At 32.5% G+C, this 19,733-nt stretch carries 19 protein-coding genes; 11 read left to right on the top strand and 8 right to left on the bottom strand.

The window, feature by feature from the left end; all coding sequences use genetic code 11:
- Positions 1-52 precede the first annotated feature (52 nt).
- Together HHX25_RS13420 and HHX25_RS13415 are read right to left on the bottom strand one after the other, a co-directional pair.
- Positions 53-457: a lipocalin-like domain-containing protein gene (locus HHX25_RS13420; protein WP_169674417.1), complete on the bottom strand. Its 405-nt coding sequence runs from the start codon at positions 455-457 to the stop codon at positions 53-55.
- 117 nt (positions 458-574) lie between these two features.
- Complete coding sequence (locus HHX25_RS13415) at positions 575-1,687, bottom strand: helix-turn-helix domain-containing protein (RefSeq protein ID WP_169674414.1); 1,113 nt, start codon at positions 1,685-1,687, stop codon at positions 575-577.
- 280 nt (positions 1,688-1,967) lie between these two features.
- Between HHX25_RS13415 and uxuA the strand changes: the two genes are divergently transcribed.
- The 4 genes from uxuA to HHX25_RS13395 all read left to right on the top strand — a co-directional run bounded on the left by uxuA (position 1,968) and on the right by HHX25_RS13395 (position 5,932).
- On the top strand, positions 1,968-3,134 hold the full coding sequence (gene uxuA / locus HHX25_RS13410; RefSeq protein WP_169674410.1) for a mannonate dehydratase: 1,167 nt from the start codon (positions 1,968-1,970) through the stop codon (positions 3,132-3,134).
- Positions 3,135-3,236: 102 nt separating this feature from the next.
- Positions 3,237-3,572 carry a YciI family protein gene (locus HHX25_RS13405; protein WP_240964534.1) on the top strand — a complete coding sequence of 112 codons (336 nt, stop codon included), beginning with the start codon at positions 3,237-3,239 and terminating at the stop codon, positions 3,570-3,572.
- Positions 3,572-4,819, top strand: coding sequence for an RNA polymerase sigma factor (locus HHX25_RS13400; RefSeq protein WP_169674404.1), 1,248 nt, complete (start codon positions 3,572-3,574; stop codon positions 4,817-4,819). The genes HHX25_RS13405 and HHX25_RS13400 overlap by 1 nt, the downstream gene beginning before the upstream one ends.
- A 156-nt stretch (positions 4,820-4,975) precedes the next feature.
- Positions 4,976-5,932 (top strand): tetratricopeptide repeat protein, encoded by a 957-nt coding sequence (locus HHX25_RS13395; RefSeq protein WP_169674401.1) that lies wholly within the window; start codon positions 4,976-4,978, stop codon positions 5,930-5,932.
- A gap of 7 nt (positions 5,933-5,939) precedes the next feature.
- Here the strand turns inward: HHX25_RS13395 and rsmG are convergent, their stop codons facing one another.
- Positions 5,940-6,569 carry a 16S rRNA (guanine(527)-N(7))-methyltransferase RsmG gene (gene rsmG / locus HHX25_RS13390; RefSeq protein WP_169674398.1) on the bottom strand — a complete coding sequence of 210 codons (630 nt, stop codon included), beginning with the start codon at positions 6,567-6,569 and terminating at the stop codon, positions 5,940-5,942.
- Positions 6,570-6,711: 142 nt separating this feature from the next.
- Here rsmG and HHX25_RS13385 point away from each other — a divergent pair, with 142 nt between their 5' ends.
- Together HHX25_RS13385 and HHX25_RS13380 are read left to right on the top strand one after the other, a co-directional pair.
- Positions 6,712-7,806, top strand: a complete 1,095-nt coding sequence (locus HHX25_RS13385) for a fatty acid desaturase family protein (protein WP_169674396.1) — start codon at positions 6,712-6,714, stop codon at positions 7,804-7,806.
- Positions 7,807-7,842: 36 nt separating this feature from the next.
- On the top strand, positions 7,843-9,027 hold the full coding sequence (locus HHX25_RS13380) for a pyridoxal phosphate-dependent aminotransferase (RefSeq protein ID WP_169674393.1): 1,185 nt from the start codon (positions 7,843-7,845) through the stop codon (positions 9,025-9,027).
- A gap of 161 nt (positions 9,028-9,188) precedes the next feature.
- Here the strand turns inward: HHX25_RS13380 and HHX25_RS13375 are convergent, their stop codons facing one another.
- Positions 9,189-9,452, bottom strand: a complete 264-nt coding sequence (locus HHX25_RS13375; RefSeq protein WP_169674390.1) for a hypothetical protein — start codon at positions 9,450-9,452, stop codon at positions 9,189-9,191.
- 236 nt (positions 9,453-9,688) lie between these two features.
- Complete coding sequence (locus tag HHX25_RS13370) at positions 9,689-9,946, bottom strand: hypothetical protein (protein ID WP_169674387.1); 258 nt, start codon at positions 9,944-9,946, stop codon at positions 9,689-9,691.
- Between the two features lie 384 nt (positions 9,947-10,330).
- Between HHX25_RS13370 and HHX25_RS13365 the strand changes: the two genes are divergently transcribed.
- Positions 10,331-10,987: a response regulator transcription factor gene (locus HHX25_RS13365; RefSeq protein ID WP_169674384.1), complete on the top strand. Its 657-nt coding sequence runs from the start codon at positions 10,331-10,333 to the stop codon at positions 10,985-10,987.
- Between the two features lie 16 nt (positions 10,988-11,003).
- Here the strand turns inward: HHX25_RS13365 and HHX25_RS13360 are convergent, their stop codons facing one another.
- Together HHX25_RS13360 and trkA are read right to left on the bottom strand one after the other, a co-directional pair.
- Positions 11,004-12,497, bottom strand: coding sequence for a TrkH family potassium uptake protein (locus HHX25_RS13360; protein WP_169674382.1), 1,494 nt, complete (start codon positions 12,495-12,497; stop codon positions 11,004-11,006).
- Between the two features lie 14 nt (positions 12,498-12,511).
- Positions 12,512-13,861 (bottom strand): Trk system potassium transporter TrkA, encoded by a 1,350-nt coding sequence (gene trkA / locus HHX25_RS13355; RefSeq protein ID WP_169674379.1) that lies wholly within the window; start codon positions 13,859-13,861, stop codon positions 12,512-12,514.
- A gap of 259 nt (positions 13,862-14,120) precedes the next feature.
- Here trkA and ubiE point away from each other — a divergent pair, with 259 nt between their 5' ends.
- The 3 genes from ubiE to HHX25_RS13340 are packed head-to-tail and all read left to right on the top strand — an operon-like array spanning position 14,121 to position 16,181.
- A complete protein-coding gene (gene ubiE / locus HHX25_RS13350) occupies positions 14,121-14,846 on the top strand; it encodes a bifunctional demethylmenaquinone methyltransferase/2-methoxy-6-polyprenyl-1,4-benzoquinol methylase UbiE (RefSeq protein WP_169674375.1) in 726 nt (241 codons plus the stop codon).
- 5 nt (positions 14,847-14,851) lie between these two features.
- Positions 14,852-15,580: a type IX secretion/gliding motility protein PorT/SprT gene (gene porT / locus HHX25_RS13345; RefSeq protein ID WP_169674371.1), complete on the top strand. Its 729-nt coding sequence runs from the start codon at positions 14,852-14,854 to the stop codon at positions 15,578-15,580.
- 28 nt (positions 15,581-15,608) lie between these two features.
- On the top strand, positions 15,609-16,181 hold the full coding sequence (locus HHX25_RS13340; protein WP_169674368.1) for a hypothetical protein: 573 nt from the start codon (positions 15,609-15,611) through the stop codon (positions 16,179-16,181).
- A gap of 28 nt (positions 16,182-16,209) precedes the next feature.
- On the opposite strand, the gene HHX25_RS13335 is transcribed toward HHX25_RS13340, so the two are convergent.
- A complete protein-coding gene (locus HHX25_RS13335) occupies positions 16,210-16,935 on the bottom strand; it encodes a TrmH family RNA methyltransferase (protein WP_169674364.1) in 726 nt (241 codons plus the stop codon).
- A 250-nt stretch (positions 16,936-17,185) separates the two neighbouring features.
- On the opposite strand from HHX25_RS13335, the gene tamL reads away from it, so the two are divergent.
- Positions 17,186-19,711: a translocation and assembly module lipoprotein TamL gene (gene tamL / locus HHX25_RS13330; protein WP_169674361.1), complete on the top strand. Its 2,526-nt coding sequence runs from the start codon at positions 17,186-17,188 to the stop codon at positions 19,709-19,711.
- Positions 19,712-19,733: the final 22 nt, after the last annotated feature.

The raw sequence follows: 19,733 nt of genomic DNA, 5'->3' as shown, positions 1-19,733 counted from the left end.
CATTATCGCTCCCTAGAATTATTATCTTCCTTTAGTCAAAATTATTTCAAAATCATTGTTTTTCAAATGTTTTAATAATAATGTTTGAAGCTTCAACCGATTGAAGAATTAAAGTTTCATCTTTTAGAGTAGAAATTTCAGCATCACCTATGCCCTGTATAGTAATTGAATTATCATCAATTGAATAATCATATGTATCGTCGGAGCTTATCTCACATTCAGCATTCAAATTAAAATCATATATTTTTATGACAACCTCTTTATCAGTGTTAAACTCAAATGTTTTTAATCGTTCACAATCATTTAAATTAACATTCGATCCATTTTCAGTTACACTAGTTAATCTCCATTTTCCGACAATAAATGTTTCATTAATTTTTTTAATAATATTACCACCCTTACTACATGAAGATGCAAGACTAAAAGTAATTAGTATTAATAATAAATTCTTATTCATTTTGTTTTTTTTAGACCCAAAAAAGTCATTAATATTAAATTTTTGGCAAACTTAATTTAGTAAAACAAAATGATGGTTTATAATTGTTAGAAGTAAACAATTATGGACAAATTTAGACTACCTATTTTGATGTTGTTTTTTATATTCAGAAGGCGTATAACCTGTTTCTTTTTTAAACCCAATGTAAAATGCCGATTTCGAATTAAAACCTGCTTCAAGACCAATAGCTAAAAGATTATAATTTTGAAAATCGTCGTTTAACAGCATATTTTTAACTTCTTCCACTCTATAAAAATTTAAATAATCAGAAAGATTTTTTTCAGAAACAGTATTAATCATTTGAGAAAAATAACCAACACTTATTCCAAGCCTTTCAGCAATATCATTTCTACTCAACTTAGAATCTCTAAATAGTTTATCATCTTCAAAAAGAGATATCATTTTTTGAAAATATGGATTTTCATTTGACTTGCTCAATTTTTCATTAGTCACTTTCTTTTCTTTATTTACAATCTTTCTTATTTCATATCTGTTCCTAGCCAATCTAAATTTGTAAACCCCAGTATAACCAACCCAATAAAAAATAAAATTTAAAAATAACCATAAAACAAATGCCATATCACCATAAAAATAATCAATAACCTCTAAAATTATCCAGACAACCACAATCGATAGATGAAGTACATAAAACATTCTAATCCATTTTAGATCATAATCAACATTATAATCATCATCACTATTCTTTCTAAAAAGCATTTTATATTCCACTATTAAAAAAATCAAATTTAAAATGATAGAAAAATAATATTCAATTTTATAGAAATAGGGAATCCATTGTTTGTTAGATATAACGTACAAATCAAAGTAATAGTGACCGCCAATGTATAAGTTTAATAATAATGAAATAACGAAAGGAAGCGCTAAGAATAAATATTTTTCGGTTAGCTTTAGTTGCGGATTCAAGAATTTCAGATAATAAACGTACAAACATATCGGAAAAAGCAGAACAAACTCTATATCTTCAAATATTCTATAATTGGGATTGTTGTCATACCATCCATATTTTAGCAAACAGTACTGAATATTTATAAAAACACCATTTAAGATTCCAATTCCTAAATATAAATTGGTTTTACTTTTAAAGAACTTAGAAAATAAAATAGCCATTGCAAAAAACAACCCCTGCACAACCCCAATAAGAATAAAGAAGTCAATAAATTTAATATTCATTATCTATTTTATTAATTCAAAACTATATAAAAAGATACAATGAATGAATTGTTATAGCAATAATTTTAGAATGTAATATCTAACCAAATATTAATCAGAATACAACATAATAAATACCTTATAAAGTTATTTTTACTCTAATCCATTAATCATTTTTTTCACCATATCTAAACAATTTAAATACTTACCCACATCAATCACACTAAATTTAAACATAAAGTTCCCGTCTTATTAGGAATTTACTAAATTTGAAAACCTATCTTTCTCTTAATAATATAAAATGCAAGAAACATTTAGATGGTTTGGGGCAAACGATCCTGTAACACTATCGGACATTAAACAAACGGGGGCTACAGGCATAGTAACGGCTTTACACCATATCGCAAATGGCGAGGTTTGGAACACCAGTGAGATACAAAAAGTCAAGAACAGCATTGAAGCAGCTGGCTTAACATGGTCTTTTATCGAAAGTATTCCCATTCATGAAAATATTAAATTACGTCGTGGTGATTATCAATATCGTATTGAAAACTATAAACAAAGCTTAAAAAATGTGGCGCAATGCGGTATTAAAAATGTGTGTTATAATTTTATGCCTGTATTAGATTGGACGCGCACGCACCTTTTTTGGAAACTAGACAATGGTAAAACCGCTTTACGATTCGATAAGGTAGACATGGCTATTTTTGAAAAATATATCATACAGCGAGACACTATTAAAAACGCCTATACACCAGATATATTGGAAAAGGCCGATATTCGATATTCAAAAATGTCTGATGAAGACAAGCAGAAATTAGAAGACAATATTTTAAAAGGATTACCTGGTACGGTAGACGACTTAACCATTCCTGTTTTTAAGGAAATGATTGCTCAATATAAAGACGTATCTCATGAAGATTTGAAATCGAATCTTTCTTATTTTCTAAATGAAATTATTCCCATTGCTGAAGAACTCGGTATAAAAATGGCCATTCATCCAGACGACCCGCCCATGGATATTATGGGGCTTCCAAGGATTATAAAATCTGAAAAAGATCTGGAAGATCTGGTAAACTTTATAGACAGCCCTTCTAACGGGATCACTTTTTGTACAGGCTCTTTAGGTGCAAACCCCGATAATGACCTCCCAAAGATGATCGAAAAATTTAAAGATCGTATTCATTTTCTTCATTTACGCAATGTAAAACGCGAAAACGATGGTAGTTTTTTTGAAGATAATCACTTAGATGGCTCCTCAGATATGTATGAGATTGTAAAGACTGTTTTAAAAATTGAAAAGGAGCTAAATAAAACGCTACCCATGCGACCAGATCATGGACACCAAATGCTTGATGATGTAAACACCAATATTAGCTACCCAGGTTATTCTGCTATTGGCAGGTTAAAAGGTTTAGCCGAATTAAGAGGATTGGCACTTGGCATTTCTAAAAGTAATGGTATATAGATGAAAAAAACCTGTTAAATTTGAAAATAGTGTCCCCTTTTTTAATTTAATAAACGTCTTAACTATATAAACAATAAAAACATTATAATTATGAAAGAATTTATGATGATTTTCATCGGAGCAGATTACACAGATCTTGGTTTATCTCCAGAAGAACTTCAAAACAGGATGGGAAAATGGTTTGCATGGAATGACAAAATGGAAAAAGCAGGGGTTGTTCGTGGAGGCAATGCCTTAACACCTGCTATTCGCCGTGTGGTTGGTAAAAATAGAACGGTCACAGATCTAACATCCGCAGAAGTTAAAGAAATTGTTGGTGGCTACTACCTGGTAGAATCTACCGATTTTGATGCGGTTCAAAAAATTGCTGAAGATTATCCCGATTACGATCTAGGTGGCACTGTAGAGATTCGTGAAATTATGGTATTTGACCGCTAATGGAAAAAAAACTCATAGACCATTTATTCCGTTATCATAGTGGAAAAATGGTCTCTGTTTTAACTCGAATCTTTGGGCTTTCTCATCTCGAAATCATTGAAGATGCCGTTCAGGATACTTTTATAAAAGCAAGTATTTCTTGGCGTACCAAACAACCAGACAATCCTGAAGCCTGGCTAACCCAAGCTGCTAAAAATAGAGTTTTAGATATTTTCAGGAAATTAAATACTGAAAAAAAACACCTTCCCCGTATTGTTCATGGCACCAATACCATTGCCATAAACGAACTCTTCTTAGACACTGAAATTGAAGATTCACAACTTCGAATGATCTTCACAGCTTGCCATCCAAAACTTGATCCCAGAGACCGTATTTCATTTGCATTGAAAACAGTTTCAGGATTTAGTATTAAAGAAATATCCTCTGCCTTATTAACTAAAGAAGATAGTATAAAAAAGAGACTGACCCGCGCTCGTAAAGCCATACGAAAATCTCAATTAAAATTCCAAATCCCACAAGGCACATTACTGCCTCAGCGATTAGAAAGTGTTATGGAAGTGCTATACCTTATTTTCAATGAAGGGTTTCACTCTAATAAAGAAGAGACCCTAATTCGAAAAGAATTATGTGGAGAAGCCATGCGCTTATGTAAAATGCTCTTAAAAAATAAGCACACCCGAACACCAGAGGTTTATGCCTTGTTTGCTTTAATGTGTTTTCATTCGGCGCGTATCGAAACAAAAACCAATGCCGAAAACGAGCTTTTAGACCTAAAAAATCAGGATAGAAGCCAATGGCACTTTCCGCTAATAAAATTAGGGAACGCCATGATGAACAAGGCTGTTAGCACAGCTACATTTTCTTGTTACCATTATGAAGCTGCTATTGCTGCCGAACATTTACGCGCAACCCGTTTTGAAGATACAAACTGGAACAAAATACTCCATTGGTATGAGTGTCTTTACAACATTCAACCTATGCCAATTCACTTGCTAACCATGGCTGTTGTTTGCTTACAAAACAAAGATTACAAAACGTCTAAAAAGTACCTTGACCAAATTGAACCAGAGACTTTTGTACAAAGAGCCTATTTGTATTATGGAACTTTGTCTGATTATTATTACGCTACAAACAACCTTCCAGAAGCCATAAAACATATAGATTATGCTATAAATATAGTTAACAATAAATTTGAAAAAAACTATCTGCAAAAAAAGAAACAAGATTTATTATTCGCTAAAAATTAAGATTTCTATTTATTGAGGCAGCACAATACAATCTACCCTGTTATAACCTTGTCACTTACTCAATTATTAATACTTAAAAAACAAAACCTAACGTTATATATAAAATATTACTAACTTTATTGTTTAGAATCATACCCTAAAAGACTTGCTTATAGCATGAAAAGAATTATTATAACTGCGTTAATAGCATTGCCTATATTAACTTTTGCACAATCCAATAAGTTTTTCAGGAAAGCAATAAGAGAAACCAACTTAAATGAAAAGATTAATCTTTTCACCAAAGCTTTAGAGCTAGATTCTAAAAATCTTGATGCTTATTTTTATCGCGGGATTGCAAAAAACGATATAGGAGATTATCATGGCGCCATCGTTGATTATTCAAAAATAATCGTTTTGAACCCTGATGCGGATACTTATTATAATAGAGGAAACTCCAGATATAGTTTAAAAGATTTTGTGGGAGCAAAAAACGACTACGGTAAAGCCTTCGAAATAGACTCTACTTTTATTGACGCCTTGTTCAGCCTTGGGTGTGTAAAGTACGATTTGGGCGAATATGAAGATGCTGTGAAAGATTTTAGTAAAGTTATAAAGAAAGCCCCAAACCAATCAAAAACATATACAATAAGAGCTGCTGCATACAAAGCTCTTAACATGCCAAAAAGAGCATTAAAAGATTATTCTTTTGCCATAATAGCAGAACCAAATGCACATAATTTTTACAACAGAGGAGTGTTTTATATGGACATTAATCACTACCAAAAAGCTAATATTGATTTATCAACGGCATTAAGAATTAATAGAAACAACACGTTTGCTTACTTTTATAGAGGAGCCTCCTATTTGTTATTAGGAAAGTACAATAATGCTATTTCTGACTTCTCTACTGCTTTAAAGTTTGATTCTACAGACTTTGATGCTCTTATCGGCCTCGCATTAACCTATTACAAAATAGGTGACACCACTAATGCCAAACTGAATTTACAGAAAGCAAAGTCTATATTATCTCCAGAAAAAAAAATAGTAACGGTAGATTCGTTTGCCAACACCTACTGGTTTCAAAATCAATACTACTATTTTAATAATAATATACAGCTTCTATTAAAATTGTAATACATGGCTACCCCTTAAATTTTTGCGGTAGGTGGACCACTTTTTTAGTTTCAAAAAAATCTTCAGTATAAAAATCGCTTAAGTTATATATTTCAGCTGTTTTATAGTCTTTAAGTTCTTCACTTAAATCCCCGCCTTTTAAGTACAAAATACCATTTTTAAGGCCATGTCTTTGTTGCTTAGCAACACGCCCTTTTACCCAATGCACAAAAGTCGGCATAGCAGCCACAGCACGACTTACAATAAAATCGTAAGTATCTTTAATATCCTCTACACGACTATGTGTTGTTTTTATATTGGTTAACCCTAAACCTTCTACCACCTCATTGACAACCTTTAATTTTTTGGCAATACTATCTACCAAATGAAAGGAACATTCAGGGAACAAAATAGCCAAAGGAACACCTGGAAAACCTCCGCCAGTGCCAACATCAAGGATTTTACTTCCCGTTTTAAACTTTAAAACCTTGGCGATAGCCAAAGAGTGTAGCACATGACGTAAATAAAGCTCATCAATATCTTTACGGGACACGACATTAATCTTTAAATTCCAATCTTGGTAAAGTGTTTCCAACTTTTCAAACTTTGAAATTTGATCTTCGGTTAGCTCCGGGAAATATTTTAAAACAAGCTCCATAGGTGTTAAATTTTCAACAAAAATATACTTTTTCCATGCATATTTTTACAAAAAAACGTTATTACTTAAGTTCGTTTATACTTATCTTTGCTCGGTATATAACAATCGGAATTTATTCCTTCTTATATTTTAAATTAATAGCATGAGTAAAAAAGCATTAACTTTTTCAAGAAATGATTCTGCAAAATTTTTTAAAACGCTGAACAAGCGTGTTAACGATTATTTTAAAGACAACAACATAAAACGTACAGGAAATTGGAAATTATACACCAAAGCGGTAGTCATGTTTTCATTACTTATCGTACCAGTTGTATTAATCTTTACAGTTGATTTGCCCGCTTGGACTCAAGTTGTTTTTATGATGATTGTAGGTGTTGGTATGGCTGGTGTTGGCATGAACGTCATGCATGATGCTAATCACGGTTCTTTTTCAAGTAAAAAATGGGTTAATAAATTAATGGGAAGCAGCATTTACATTTTAGCTGGAAATGATTATAACTGGAAAGTGCAACATAATGTTTTGCATCACACGTATACGAATATCCAGGGGCATGATGAAGACATTGACGCTGGTAGAATTATACGTTTTTCAAAACACACCAAATGGCTTAAAATTCATAAATACCAAAAGTATTATGCATTCTTTTTATATGGTTTGTTAACCGTAAACTGGGCAGTTACAACGGATTTCAAACAAACATTTGTGTACTTAAAAAGAAAGTTGTCTTATGGTAAGTTTCCTAACCCTGCAACACAGTGGACCAAGCTAATTATTGGTAAAATTATATATTATGCCATCTGGGTTGTTTTACCATTAGCCTTAGGCTTCACTTGGTGGCAAGTTTTAATAGGGTTCTTCATTATGCACTACACTGCCGGGATTATTTTAAGCGTTATTTTTCAACTAGCTCATGTTATGCCCAATACAGAAATGCCTTTACCTGATGAAAATGGTAATATGAAAAATACCTGGGCAATCCATCAATTGTTTACAACATCTAATTTTTCACCTAAAAGCTGGTTAGTTGAATTTTATACGGGTGGGTTAAACCGACAAGTTGAGCATCATTTATTTGCTCAAATTAGCCATATCCACTATAACAGAATAGCTAAAATCGTTAAACAAACTGCTAAAGAGTTTAGCCTGCCATATAATGAATATGAGACTATTTGGGAAGCCATATACGAACACTATAACCAACTTAAAGTATTAGGAAAAAAACCTAGTTTAGCCTAAAATTCACATTTTTACTTCAATACAACATATAAAAAAATGAACTTATTATCAGATAGAATTTTAAACATGTCTACGTCTGCCACTTTAGCAATGGCAGCAAAAGCAAGAGAACTTAGAGGAGAAGGAAAAGACATTATTGGTTTAAGCCTTGGCGAACCAGACTTTAATACACCCGATTTTATTAAAGACGCCGCCATTCAAGCTATAAACGACAATTACAATTCATACTCTCCAGTTGACGGATATGTTGAATTAAAACAAGCCGTTATTACTAAATTTAAACGCGATAACAACTTAACATATACCCTTCCTCAAATTGTTGTTTCAACAGGTGCCAAGCAATGTTTGGCAAATATAGCTGGAGTCATGCTTAATAAAGGGGATGAAGTTATTTTACCTTGCCCATACTGGGTAAGCTATTCTGATATTGTTAAATTGAATGATGGGGTTCCTGTAGAAGTTAAAACATCTATTGACACCGATTTCAAAATGACACCAGAGCAACTTGAAGCAGCTATTACGCCTAACACTAAAATGATGTGGTTTAGCTCACCTTGTAACCCAAGTGGATCTGTATACAGCAAAGATGAATTAAGAGCGCTTGCCGATGTATTGGTTAAATACCCAAACATATATGTCGTTTCTGATGAAATATATGAGCATATAAACTACGGAGAAGGTCATGCTAGCATGGCTGAATTTGATGATATGTACGACCGTACTATTACCGTTAACGGTGTTTCTAAAGCATTTGCTATGACGGGATGGCGTATTGGTTTTATTGGTGCTCCAGAAAAGATCGCTCGTGCATGCAATAAATTACAGGGTCAAATTACAAGTGGTGCCAATTGTATTGCCCAGCAAGCAGTTATCACAGCGCTTAATGCTGCTCCTAGTAAAGTACAATATATGATTGACGAATTTAAAGTTCGTCGTGATTTAATACTTGATCTACTAAGCGATATCGAAGGGTTTAACTCTAATACTCCAGAAGGTGCTTTTTATGTTTTCCCAGATGTCTCTTTTTACTTCGGAAAAACATTACGAGGCAAAACCATAAACAACGCCACAGATTTTTCTTTGTATTTATTGGAAGAAGCTCTAGTTGCAACCGTAACAGGTGATGCTTTTGGTAATCCGAATTGTATTCGTATTTCTTATGCGGCATCTCAAGAACAAATTATTGAAGCCATTAAGCGAATAAAAGAAGCTGTAAGCTAAAAAAAAAACAAATCAATAATTTAGAAGAGGTCTAAAAAGTGTCATTTAGAATGAAATGAAGCATCTCTCATAATTTTAATGTTATGGTTACACATTAATAAGATTCTTCGCTCCGCTCTGAATGACAAAATAAATTACTTTTTAGACCTCTTTTTTATGCGTTAAATAAAATAATAGATTGTCGAAATTAAAATAATACACAATGCTCCAAACAGTAGAATCTGTTTTGTTCTATCTTTTTGGTTTTCTTTACGAAGCTTTTCTTTAATTTCCTTTAGCTGTTCTGGGGTTGCTTCAGGAAATTCTGCTAATTTAACATTAGCATAACTCCCGCCTAAAGTGCCTTTTTCCTTTCTTTTAGACATAAGACTCCTATTGCTTTTTAAAGAATTAATAGCAGCCATCATCGATCCCTCTCCGCCCATAGTTTTCTAAATTTTTAAGTTGATATTGTATTGAAATATATTCAACACATTTAAAGTTGTAAAAATAAATTGACTGCCCGATAAAAAAGTTCATCGAAATTCAATTCAAAAAAATATAAAAGATAATTTTGAGGTTAGCTCAAAAGATCATCAGTTAACAATCGTAAAAAAGCTGCTTTATATATATCTAGTATTTTTTACGAAAATGTTACAACTTTTATAAAAAGTATCGTCGCCTAGGAAAAAATCGCAATAATAATAGTAGTAAAAGCAGATACTTTCAAAATAGTTTCTGCTCCTGAAGCAAATCTGTATCGGCTATTTTTTAAACGTTGTTTAACTCCAAAAAGAGATTGTGAAGTGATATTATTTAAATTCCTTTTTACTAATTTCTTATAGTTAGAATTTAATATGCCTTGTGGTTTGGTATGCTCTAAAAATGAATTGGATTCAGGTAATGGCTCTAAGTCTTGATCTGTTAATAATAATTCCATGATTCGTATATTTTTATTGGTTTATATAAAGACGACGCTTAAACTTTAAAATTGTTACATCACCTTATTTACAAACTATTATATTCATGAATTACCGAGGGTTAATCATGAACATTTATGGACATATCAACAATTGTATTTTTTCTTAACAGCTATACTATAAAAAAAGCCACTGAGTAATCAGTGGCTCGCATAACAACCTTTTGCTTAAAGAATGGAAGTCAATACAATAGCCCCTATTGCCCATTAATAAGCAAAGTACAAATGAATACTTTTTATTTAATAATTTATTGCGGTTTTTCCACATATTTTGATTATTTTAAAGCTGACTACAAAAAACAATCTATATTTTTGAAGGTCGAACTAAAAAATAATTCCCTCAGCATGAACAAAATAAGCATTAACCTACTTATTATTGAAGATTCTGCTATTATAGCAAATGCTTATAAAAACATACTAAATGAAATAGTAAATGTTTCCTTTAATATAACCTTTGCTAAAAATTGTGATGAGGCCATATACAAGATTCAACGAATTAAAACACAAATTGTACTGTTGGATCTTCAACTCCCTATTTCAAGAAACGAACGTTTTATTTGTGGTGAAGACCTGGGACTTTTGATAAGAAAAGAGTCGCCCGATACAAAAATACTGGTTTTAACATCTATTACAGATCAAACCAGAATTCAGAATATTATTAATGAAATTCATCCTGAAGGGTTTATGATTAAATCTGATATTGATGGCATTGATTTAAAAAATGCCATTATAGACACTTTAAAAGGAAAAACATATTACAGCAAAACCATTGAAGGCTATACTCGTAAAACATATGCCAATAGAATAACGATCGATGATTTTGACAGGCAAATATTATATCACCTCTCGATGGGAGAAAAAACCAAGGATCTTTCAAATTATATACCATTATCTACCAGAGCGATTGAAGTAAGAAAAACGAAATTAAAAACCCTGTTAGACACTAAAAACAAAGAGAACTTCAATCTAGTAAAAGAAGCAAAAAAGCTAGGTTTTATCTAACAAAAAGATCTTTACATTATCTATTACGCCAAAAGAAAGGCGTAAATAAAATAAGTACCGTAAAGAGCTCCAAACGGCCTATAAGCATTAAAAAAGAGGCCCACCATTGCGCCAAAGGAGGTAAAGCCGAATAATTATTTGCAGGACCAAACTCACCAAGTGCCGGTCCTACATTCCCCAAACTGGAAGCAGCCAAACCTATAGCCGACTTAAAGTCTATTTCAAACATTGAAAATCCTAAGGCTCCGATAATGAAAGACAGCATATAAAGAATAAAAAATCCCAGGATATTAAATACAATATCTCCAGAAATAGCCCTTTTGTTATAGCGAACAGGTAAAATAGCATTGGGATGCAACGTTCGTTTAAATTCCAGAAACCCATTTTTTATCAATATTAAATGACGTACCACTTTGACCCCTCCCGAAGTACTTCCTGCAGATCCTCCCAAAAACATAAGGCCAAAAAAGAAAACCATTAAAAAAGGTGTCCACATCGTATAATCGGCTGTCACAAAACCTGTAGTAGTTATAATGGCCAATACTTGAAATAGCGAATGCCTGAATGCACTTTCAGCTTCTCCCCAAACCATTGGGTGTACAATAGAAGATGCAGAAATATCTGCCCTAAAATATATAATAACCGCAGCAATTAATGTAAAAACTCCTATGAATTTGAAGTACAATTTAAACTCTTCGTCATTAATTATTTTTTGAACTTTCCCTTTAAAAGCAAAATAGCTTAAAACAAAGTTAGTACCCGCCAAAAACATAAATAATATAATAATGTATTGAATAATGGGTTCTCCATTCCAATAAGCCACACTGGCATTTTTAGTCGAAAAACCGCCTGTAGACAATGTACATAATGAATGGTTTATAGCATCGAAAAACGACATACCTGCTACACTAAGCAATAAGGTTTCTGCCGCAGTATATCCAAAATAAATAAGCCATAAACGTTTTGCGGTATCAGTAATTCTAGGGTGTAATTTATCGGCACTAGGGCCTGGGGCTTCGGCAGCAAAAAGCTGCATACCTCCAATTCCTAATAAAGGCAATATAGCAATCGCTAAAACGATAATTCCCATACCCCCTATCCAATGCGTTAAACTGCGCCAAAACAAAACACCTTTAGGCACAGCTTCAATATCATTTAAAATAGAAGCTCCTGTAGTTGTAAAGCCAGACATGGTTTCAAAAAAAGCATTTGTAAAGCTTGGAATACTTTGCGTTAGCACATAGGGCAAGGTGCCAGAAAGTGCCATAATAACCCAACCAAAAGAAACAACAATATACCCTTCGCGTTTATTCATCTCTTTTTTATGATGTCTTGTAAACACCATGGCTAAAAGGCCAGCAATTAATGTAAATATCCCAGATAAGAATAATTGGAATGTAACGCCATCCTCGTAAAGAAAACTCACAAGGGCAGACACAAGCATAAAACCGCCATTAAATAACAGTAGCAAACCTAAGAAATGAAAAATTATTTTATAATTTAACTTCATCCTTTAAATGCATCTTAACGAAATAATTTTTCAACACCTTTTATTGATTTTAACAAACTACAAACCACAACGCGATCACCTTCTCTAATTTTAAAATCTCCTAGAGCAATAACACCCAGGCCGTTTCTAATAACCCCTCCAATGATGGCAGACCTTGGAAAATCAACATCCTTAATATACTTATTACAAATGGCAGAAGTCGGTTTTACTTCAAACTCTAACAATTCAGCATTCATATTACTGAGTTTAGTCATGGCCACGACCTCTCCTTTTCTTATGTATCTAAAGATATTATTTGCTGCCAGTAACTTTTTGTTTATCAATGTCTCAATACCAACCGAATGCGATAATTCGAAATAATCCATGTTTTCTACCAAAGCCACAGTTTTCTTAACCCCTTTGGATTTGGCTACTAAACAAGACATGATATTTGTTTCAGAATTACCTGCCACAGCTATAAAAGCATCCATATCACTAATATTCTCTTCATCAAGCAAATCAACATTACGTCCATCACTGTGAATCACTAGGACGTTCGGTAAATCATCTGCTATTTCAAACGCACGTTCTTTATTCTCTTCAAAAAGTTTTACGTTAAACCCTTTATCACTCAAATCTCTTGCAGACTTATAACCAATTTGACTGCCCCCTAAAATCATGACATTCTTTATGTCACTGTTCGATTTTCCTGTGAGTCTACAGAGCTCTTCAGCACCTCCTTCAGAAGTTACAAATACGACATTATCTCCTCTCTTAAATTCTGTGTTACCTCTTGGAATGATTGTATATTGCGTACCAAAACGTTGAATGGCTATTGGGACAAAGTGTATTTCAGGAAATATCTTTGCAGCCTCTTTAACTGTTTTACCAACAAATGAAGCCGATCTGGACAATGTTAAACCAACCATGGTAAGTGCTCCACCTTCAAACTCGTACGTATCATTAAAAGAGGATTGCTTTAATGATAATTTAATCTCGGCTGCAGCTAAGGCTTCTGGGGAAATTAATTCATCAATACCAAATTTAGTAAAACCAACCTCATCTTTATAGTTTATAAATTCGGTATTGGAAATCCTTGCAATAGTACGCTTAGCCCCTAATTGTTTTGCCAATACACATACCGTGATATTTGTTGTTTCAATAGCCGTAACAGCAATGAACAAGTCACAATTATTTACTCGGGCTTCTTTTAAAATGGAAATTGAAGTGGTATCTCCTTTAATAACTTTAATATCTAAATGGGCATCGGCGTAAGCCAAACTTTCTTTATCTATATCTATTAATGTTATTTCTTGAGACTCGTAAGACAATAACTTTGCTAAATGAAATCCAACTTCACCAGCTCCAGCAATGATTATTTTCATTATTCGATTATCATAAAAAGTGCAACAAATATACTATAAAATACATATTGCTACATGAGATATTATAAATATAATGTTTGTCACCTTATTTAATGTATACTTTTTCAAAGTTTATATTTTCTCAAATAGTATTTATTTTAATAATTTTGACCTAGATTACCTATACAAAGAAGTTGTTTAAACCACTTCGGTTTATTTTGCCTTAAATTAATAATTAAAGTAAAAATAAATTATGTAGGTTTGCCAAAAAATTACAGCATTGTCAAAAATTAAACCCTACAAAAACAGTGATTTAGGCAAAAAAGAGCAAGTCACTAAAATGTTTGATACTATTTCTGAAGATTACGACGGTTTAAACCGTGTTATTTCTTTTGGAATAGATATTAAATGGCGAAAAAAAGTGGTGAAGCTTGTTAAAGAAAGTACTCCCGAGACTATTTTGGATATTGCTACAGGAACTGGAGATTTAGCCATTAATCTAGCCGAAACTAATGCTTCTAAAATTATAGGTTTAGATATTAGTAGCGGCATGTTGGAAATTGGTAAAGAAAAAATTAAGAAAAAAGCTTTAGAATCTAAAATAGAAATGGTTTTGGGTGATAGCGAAAATATGCCTTTTGAGGACAACTCGTTTGATGCCATTACCGTGGCCTTTGGTGTGAGGAATTTTGAAACTCTAGAAAATGGTTTAAAAGAAATCTTTAGGGTATTAAAACCAAAAGGAACTTTTGTAATATTGGAAACATCTATCCCTTCAAAAACACCATACAAACAGGGCTACAAGTTTTACACTAAACACATTTTACCGCTTATTGGAAAACTATTTTCAAAAGACAGAAGTGCTTACAAATATTTGTGCGAATCTGCCTCGGTTTTTCCTTATGGAGAAGCTTTAAACAATATTTTGCGTAAAATTGGGTTTATTAATGTTGAAGATTTTCCACAAACTTTTGGTGTGGCAACAATTTACAAATCATCTAAGTAATAAATATGAAGCGATTTTTTGCATTACTATCATTTTTATTTATCGTACAAGCATCTAGTGCGCAGCTTTTTAGCAAAGAAAAAGTGACTTATGATGCCAATCAAGGAAGAGGATCCACAGATAACAAATTATTACGCTGGGGATACTTTTTAGGGATTAATAGCTACGATTTTAATTTTGATTATGAAGAAGATTTGCGAGATATCTACGTAAAAAAAAGCCCGGGTTTCAGTGTTGGTCTAATTGGAAATTTACGCATCAATAGCTTTATTGATTTACGCTTAGAACCAGGCTTATTAATTACAACGCGGGAGTTATATTATAGTCAAACGTATTTTGCTGGTACAACGTTTAATAATTCAGATTTAATCAGGGAAGTTAAATCAACCTACATACATTTACCCTTATTGGTAAAGATTTCAACCAAACGCGTGAATAATTTTAAACCTTTTATTGTAGGTGGATTTTCTACGGCCTTGAACTTATCTAGTAATGAAAACAACCCTGAAGACAATAAAAATGGACAATTTAGAACCAAAAAGAATTCATTGTTTTATGAACTTGGATTTGGGATAGATTTATACTTATATAACTTTAAATTCACACCTTCTATTCGTGGACTTTTTGGAATAGGCGATGAACTTGTTAGAGATAAAGACCCCAATAGTCCCTGGACCAGTAACATTGCTGGCATGAAAACCAGAGGCGTATTTGTTAATTTTACCTTTCAATAGTTTAAACCAAACTTCAATCAAATACTTAATGGATATACCTGAGTTTTTGTATCACTACTACGAAATTGAACAAGGCCCATTTCTCAACATTACTCAAAACAAACTTGAAGAGGCTAAAAAAATTCAAAACAACATATCTGTTGGTTTTAACAGTAAAAGACCTTCTAATTATGTCGAATTAAGATTTGCTTTAGAAAAAAGGCTAAGAGAAGGGTTTATTGCTAAAGGAGGGAAACCAAAAAGTAGCAGTCCATCTTATTTTACTTTGGGCAAATGTGAATGGATGCAATCTTGCTATGCGAACCCAGGTGTTGTCAAGATTCCTTTGACAAATATAAAACCAGAACAAATAAGTTTCACCTACCCAGATAGCATGGTATCATTTCAGTTTTACGACGAGCCTAAACTTGCTAAATATAGAAAAGCTTGTAATGGTCAAATATATTTGTTAGATGAAATTCAAAAGTTATTGAATCAATACGGAATTCCCTCTAAAGACAAATGGTCATCTCAAGAGAATTTGAAATATGATAGGTATATTGAAGCACAAGTATGGGATGATCACATAATCAATAATTATTTAGAAAAAAACCAATCTTAATGACTATTGGAACACTGCCAATCGAACACTAAAAGTTCACCCTTCTAAATTCATTCAATAAAATAGCCGTTGCAGTAGCTACATTTAAACTTTCTGTAGCTTGTAAATCACCAAATCTGGGAATGGAGACTTTTGTATTTATAAATGCTTCTACTTCTTTAGAAACACCATTAGCTTCATTTCCCATTACCAAAATCCCTTTTTCTGGCAATTGTATATCGTAAACTGTTTCTCCATCCATAAAAGCCCCATAAATTGGTAAGCCTGTTTCGTTTAAAAACCGCTCTAAATCCACATAACTAATATTTACTCTGGTAATAGACCCCATTGTAGCCTGTATAACTTTCGGGTTAAAACAATCTACCGTTTCCTTGCTACAAACCAAATCTTTAACACCAAACCAATCACAAAGTCTAATAATCGTTCCTAAGTTTCCAGGGTCTCTAACGGCATCTAATGCTAAAATAAGTCCATTTTCTCCAATCGATTTCGCTTCAGGAATTTTAAAAATAGCAAGTGCCTTATTAGGTGTCGTTAAAAAACTTATGCGCTTTAATTCCACTTCGGTAATTAAAATTTCATTTTTGGCATCAATATTGAAAGATTCTGTTGTATATAAAGCATGAAGTATTAATTTAGATTGTAACAACTCTTTTATTGTTTTAACACCCTCAACAACAAAAAAGCCATGTTGCAGTCTATATTTTTTCTGTTTTAAACTCGTTATTAATTTTATATGGCTTTTAGAGAGCATGTAATCTAAGTTAACGTGATATTTTATTTTATAAAGAAATGAAAAATACGGTTGTTTCAGACTAAAATCTTTTAAATATTTTTTTCAAAGCAAATATCTAATACTAAAATTTTTCTGGTCTTACATGCACCCTTTGAAAAAAAATAAAAATAAACACCTGAAAAAATGTACTTTTGAGTCCAAAATAGACAGAATTACATTTCTTTAATTGAAGTCCATTCGTAAAAATTATAATTTGAATTAATTTCATTTGAAAAAACAGCTCTCGAAAATATTAATCTTCTTAGTATTGACAGGATACGTTTTATCCTGTGATAGTACAAAAAGAGTTGCCGAAAATGAACATTTACTTACCAATACCACGGTATTAGTAAATGACAAAAAAGACAATACAGAAACCATAAACAATTTATTATACCAAAAACCCAACAGGAAAATTGCGGGTATCCCGTTACGTTTACACATTTATAATTTAGCTCGTAACAATAGGGATTCACTATTTGAAGAATGGTTGGATGAAAATCCCAAACGTAGAGCTCGATTAACCAAAAAATTATCAAAAAAACAATTATATCGATTAAAAAATTCTTCTGTAGGATTTAATAATTGGCTGCGTAAAACCGGGGAAGTTCCAGTAATTTTAAACGAAGAGAAAACAAAAAAATCTGTAAAACGCCTTCAAGATTACTACATAAACAATGGTTGGTTTGATGTTAAAACGGCTTATGACATAAAAAAGAATGCGGACAAAAGAGCAAGCGTTAAGTATGAAGTAAAAACAGGAACTCCTTTTATAATAGATTCTATTTCAGAAAAAGTAAAATCTCCCATCATAGATTCTTTATATCAAAATATTAAACGGAACGCTTTAATAAAACCAAACGAACAATATAAGACTACTAATTTTGAACAAGAACGCGATAGGATTTCTAATGAATTACGCAACTCGGGGATATTTCACTTTGATCAAGATTACATCACTTTCGAAATAGATACCGTTGGCACTAATAAGAAGGTAAATGTCGGGATTCAAATTCAAGATAGGGCCATTAGAACACAAGATTCCATTAGAAGGGAACCTTTTGAAATATTCAAAATTAAAGATGTAAACATTATAACAGATTACATATTTGAAAATAGGGGAAAACCATTTCAAGATTCCATTACTTACAATGGTTACAAACTCTATAGCTACGATAAAATACGCTACAGACCAGAAGCACTCACAGACGCTATATTTATAAACCCAGGCGCTGTTTTTAGAGATCTCGATAGAACGCGCACTTACAGGCATTTAAATGAATTACGCACCTTTAAATACCCAAATATTGAATATATAGAGAATCCCGACAATACACTAACAGATACCATTAGGTTAACACCTTTAAAAAAGTTCAGCTTAGGCTTTAGTGCCGATGCTTCGCAGAGCAATATTCAAACCGTTGGGTTTTCATTAAATCCGAGTCTATTAATCAGAAATATTTTTAGAGGAGCAGAAACTCTTGAAGTCTCGGCTATTGGATCTATAGGCGCTTCAAAAGATAAAAACAATCTTGAAGACCCATTTTTTGATATTAACGAAATAGGTATCGATTTCAAACTAACCATCCCCAGGCTATTTTCACCTTTCAATACTGAGAGTATCATTCCTAAGTACATGTCTCCTTCTACACGAATGAGCCTTTCAGCAACCAGTCAGACAAACATAGGATTAGACAAACAAACTTTTAGTGGTACGTTTAATTATAACTGGTATCCAAATAAAAAAGTAAGCAACAGACTCGATTTATTTAATGCCCAATACGTTAGAAATCTTAATGTAAATAATTATTTTGGAATCTATCAAAATTCTTATGAGTCTCTAAATCAAATTGCAAAAGATGTTAATTATATAGATTCAAATACAGATTTAAGCATTCCTAGCCAAACAGATGCTTTTTTAAATTACGCCTTGAACCCACAAACTCCTAGTGAGATATCCGATAGTCAATTAGCAACAATAAATAGTATTGATGAACGTAAAGAGCGATTAACAGAAGACAACCTTATACTTTCTTCCAGCTTTAGCTTTGTTAACGACGAACGTACCAACTTGTTTGATGACGACTTTTCAATCTTTCGTTTCAAACTAGAACTAGCAGGCAATTTACTTGCAAATACTTCAAAACTATTGGGCTTAAAGAAAAATAGTGATGATCGTTACGAAATTTTTGATGTTGCCTATTCACAGTATGTAAAAACAGAATTCGATTATACAAAACATTGGGATTTAGGAAAAAAGAATGTATTGGCCATAAGAAGTTTTTTAGGCATTGCCATTCCTTACGGAAACTCTACCAGTATACCATTTTCAAAAAGTTTCTTTGCAGGTGGCCCCAACGATAATCGTGCATGGACAGCTTACGGTTTAGGCCCAGGTAGCTCTGAAACCATCAATGAGTTTAATGAAGCCAACTTAAAAATAGCCTTGAATGCTGAGCAACGCTTCAATATATTCGAAGATTTAAATGGGGCTATCTTTGTTGATGCTGGAAATATTTGGAATGTATTAGATAACGTAGAAGACGCTAGTGCCACATTTACAAACTTTAATTCGTTAAAAGATATAGCCGTAGGCTCTGGCTTTGGCCTTCGTTATGATTTTAGTTTTTTTGTATTTCGTTTTGACATAGGTTTTAAAACTTATGATCCTTTTTATAGAGATCAAAATCGATGGTTTAACGATTATAACTTCTCAAATGCTACTTATAACATAGGTATAAACTATCCCTTTTAAATGAATTGTCATTAAATCAGTA

The sequence above is a fragment of the Flavivirga algicola genome (assembly GCF_012910715.1).
Classification (GTDB): domain Bacteria; phylum Bacteroidota; class Bacteroidia; order Flavobacteriales; family Flavobacteriaceae; genus Flavivirga; species Flavivirga algicola.
The sequence above is the reverse complement of the archived record's forward strand: the minus strand, read 5'-3'. Positions and strand labels throughout refer to the sequence as shown.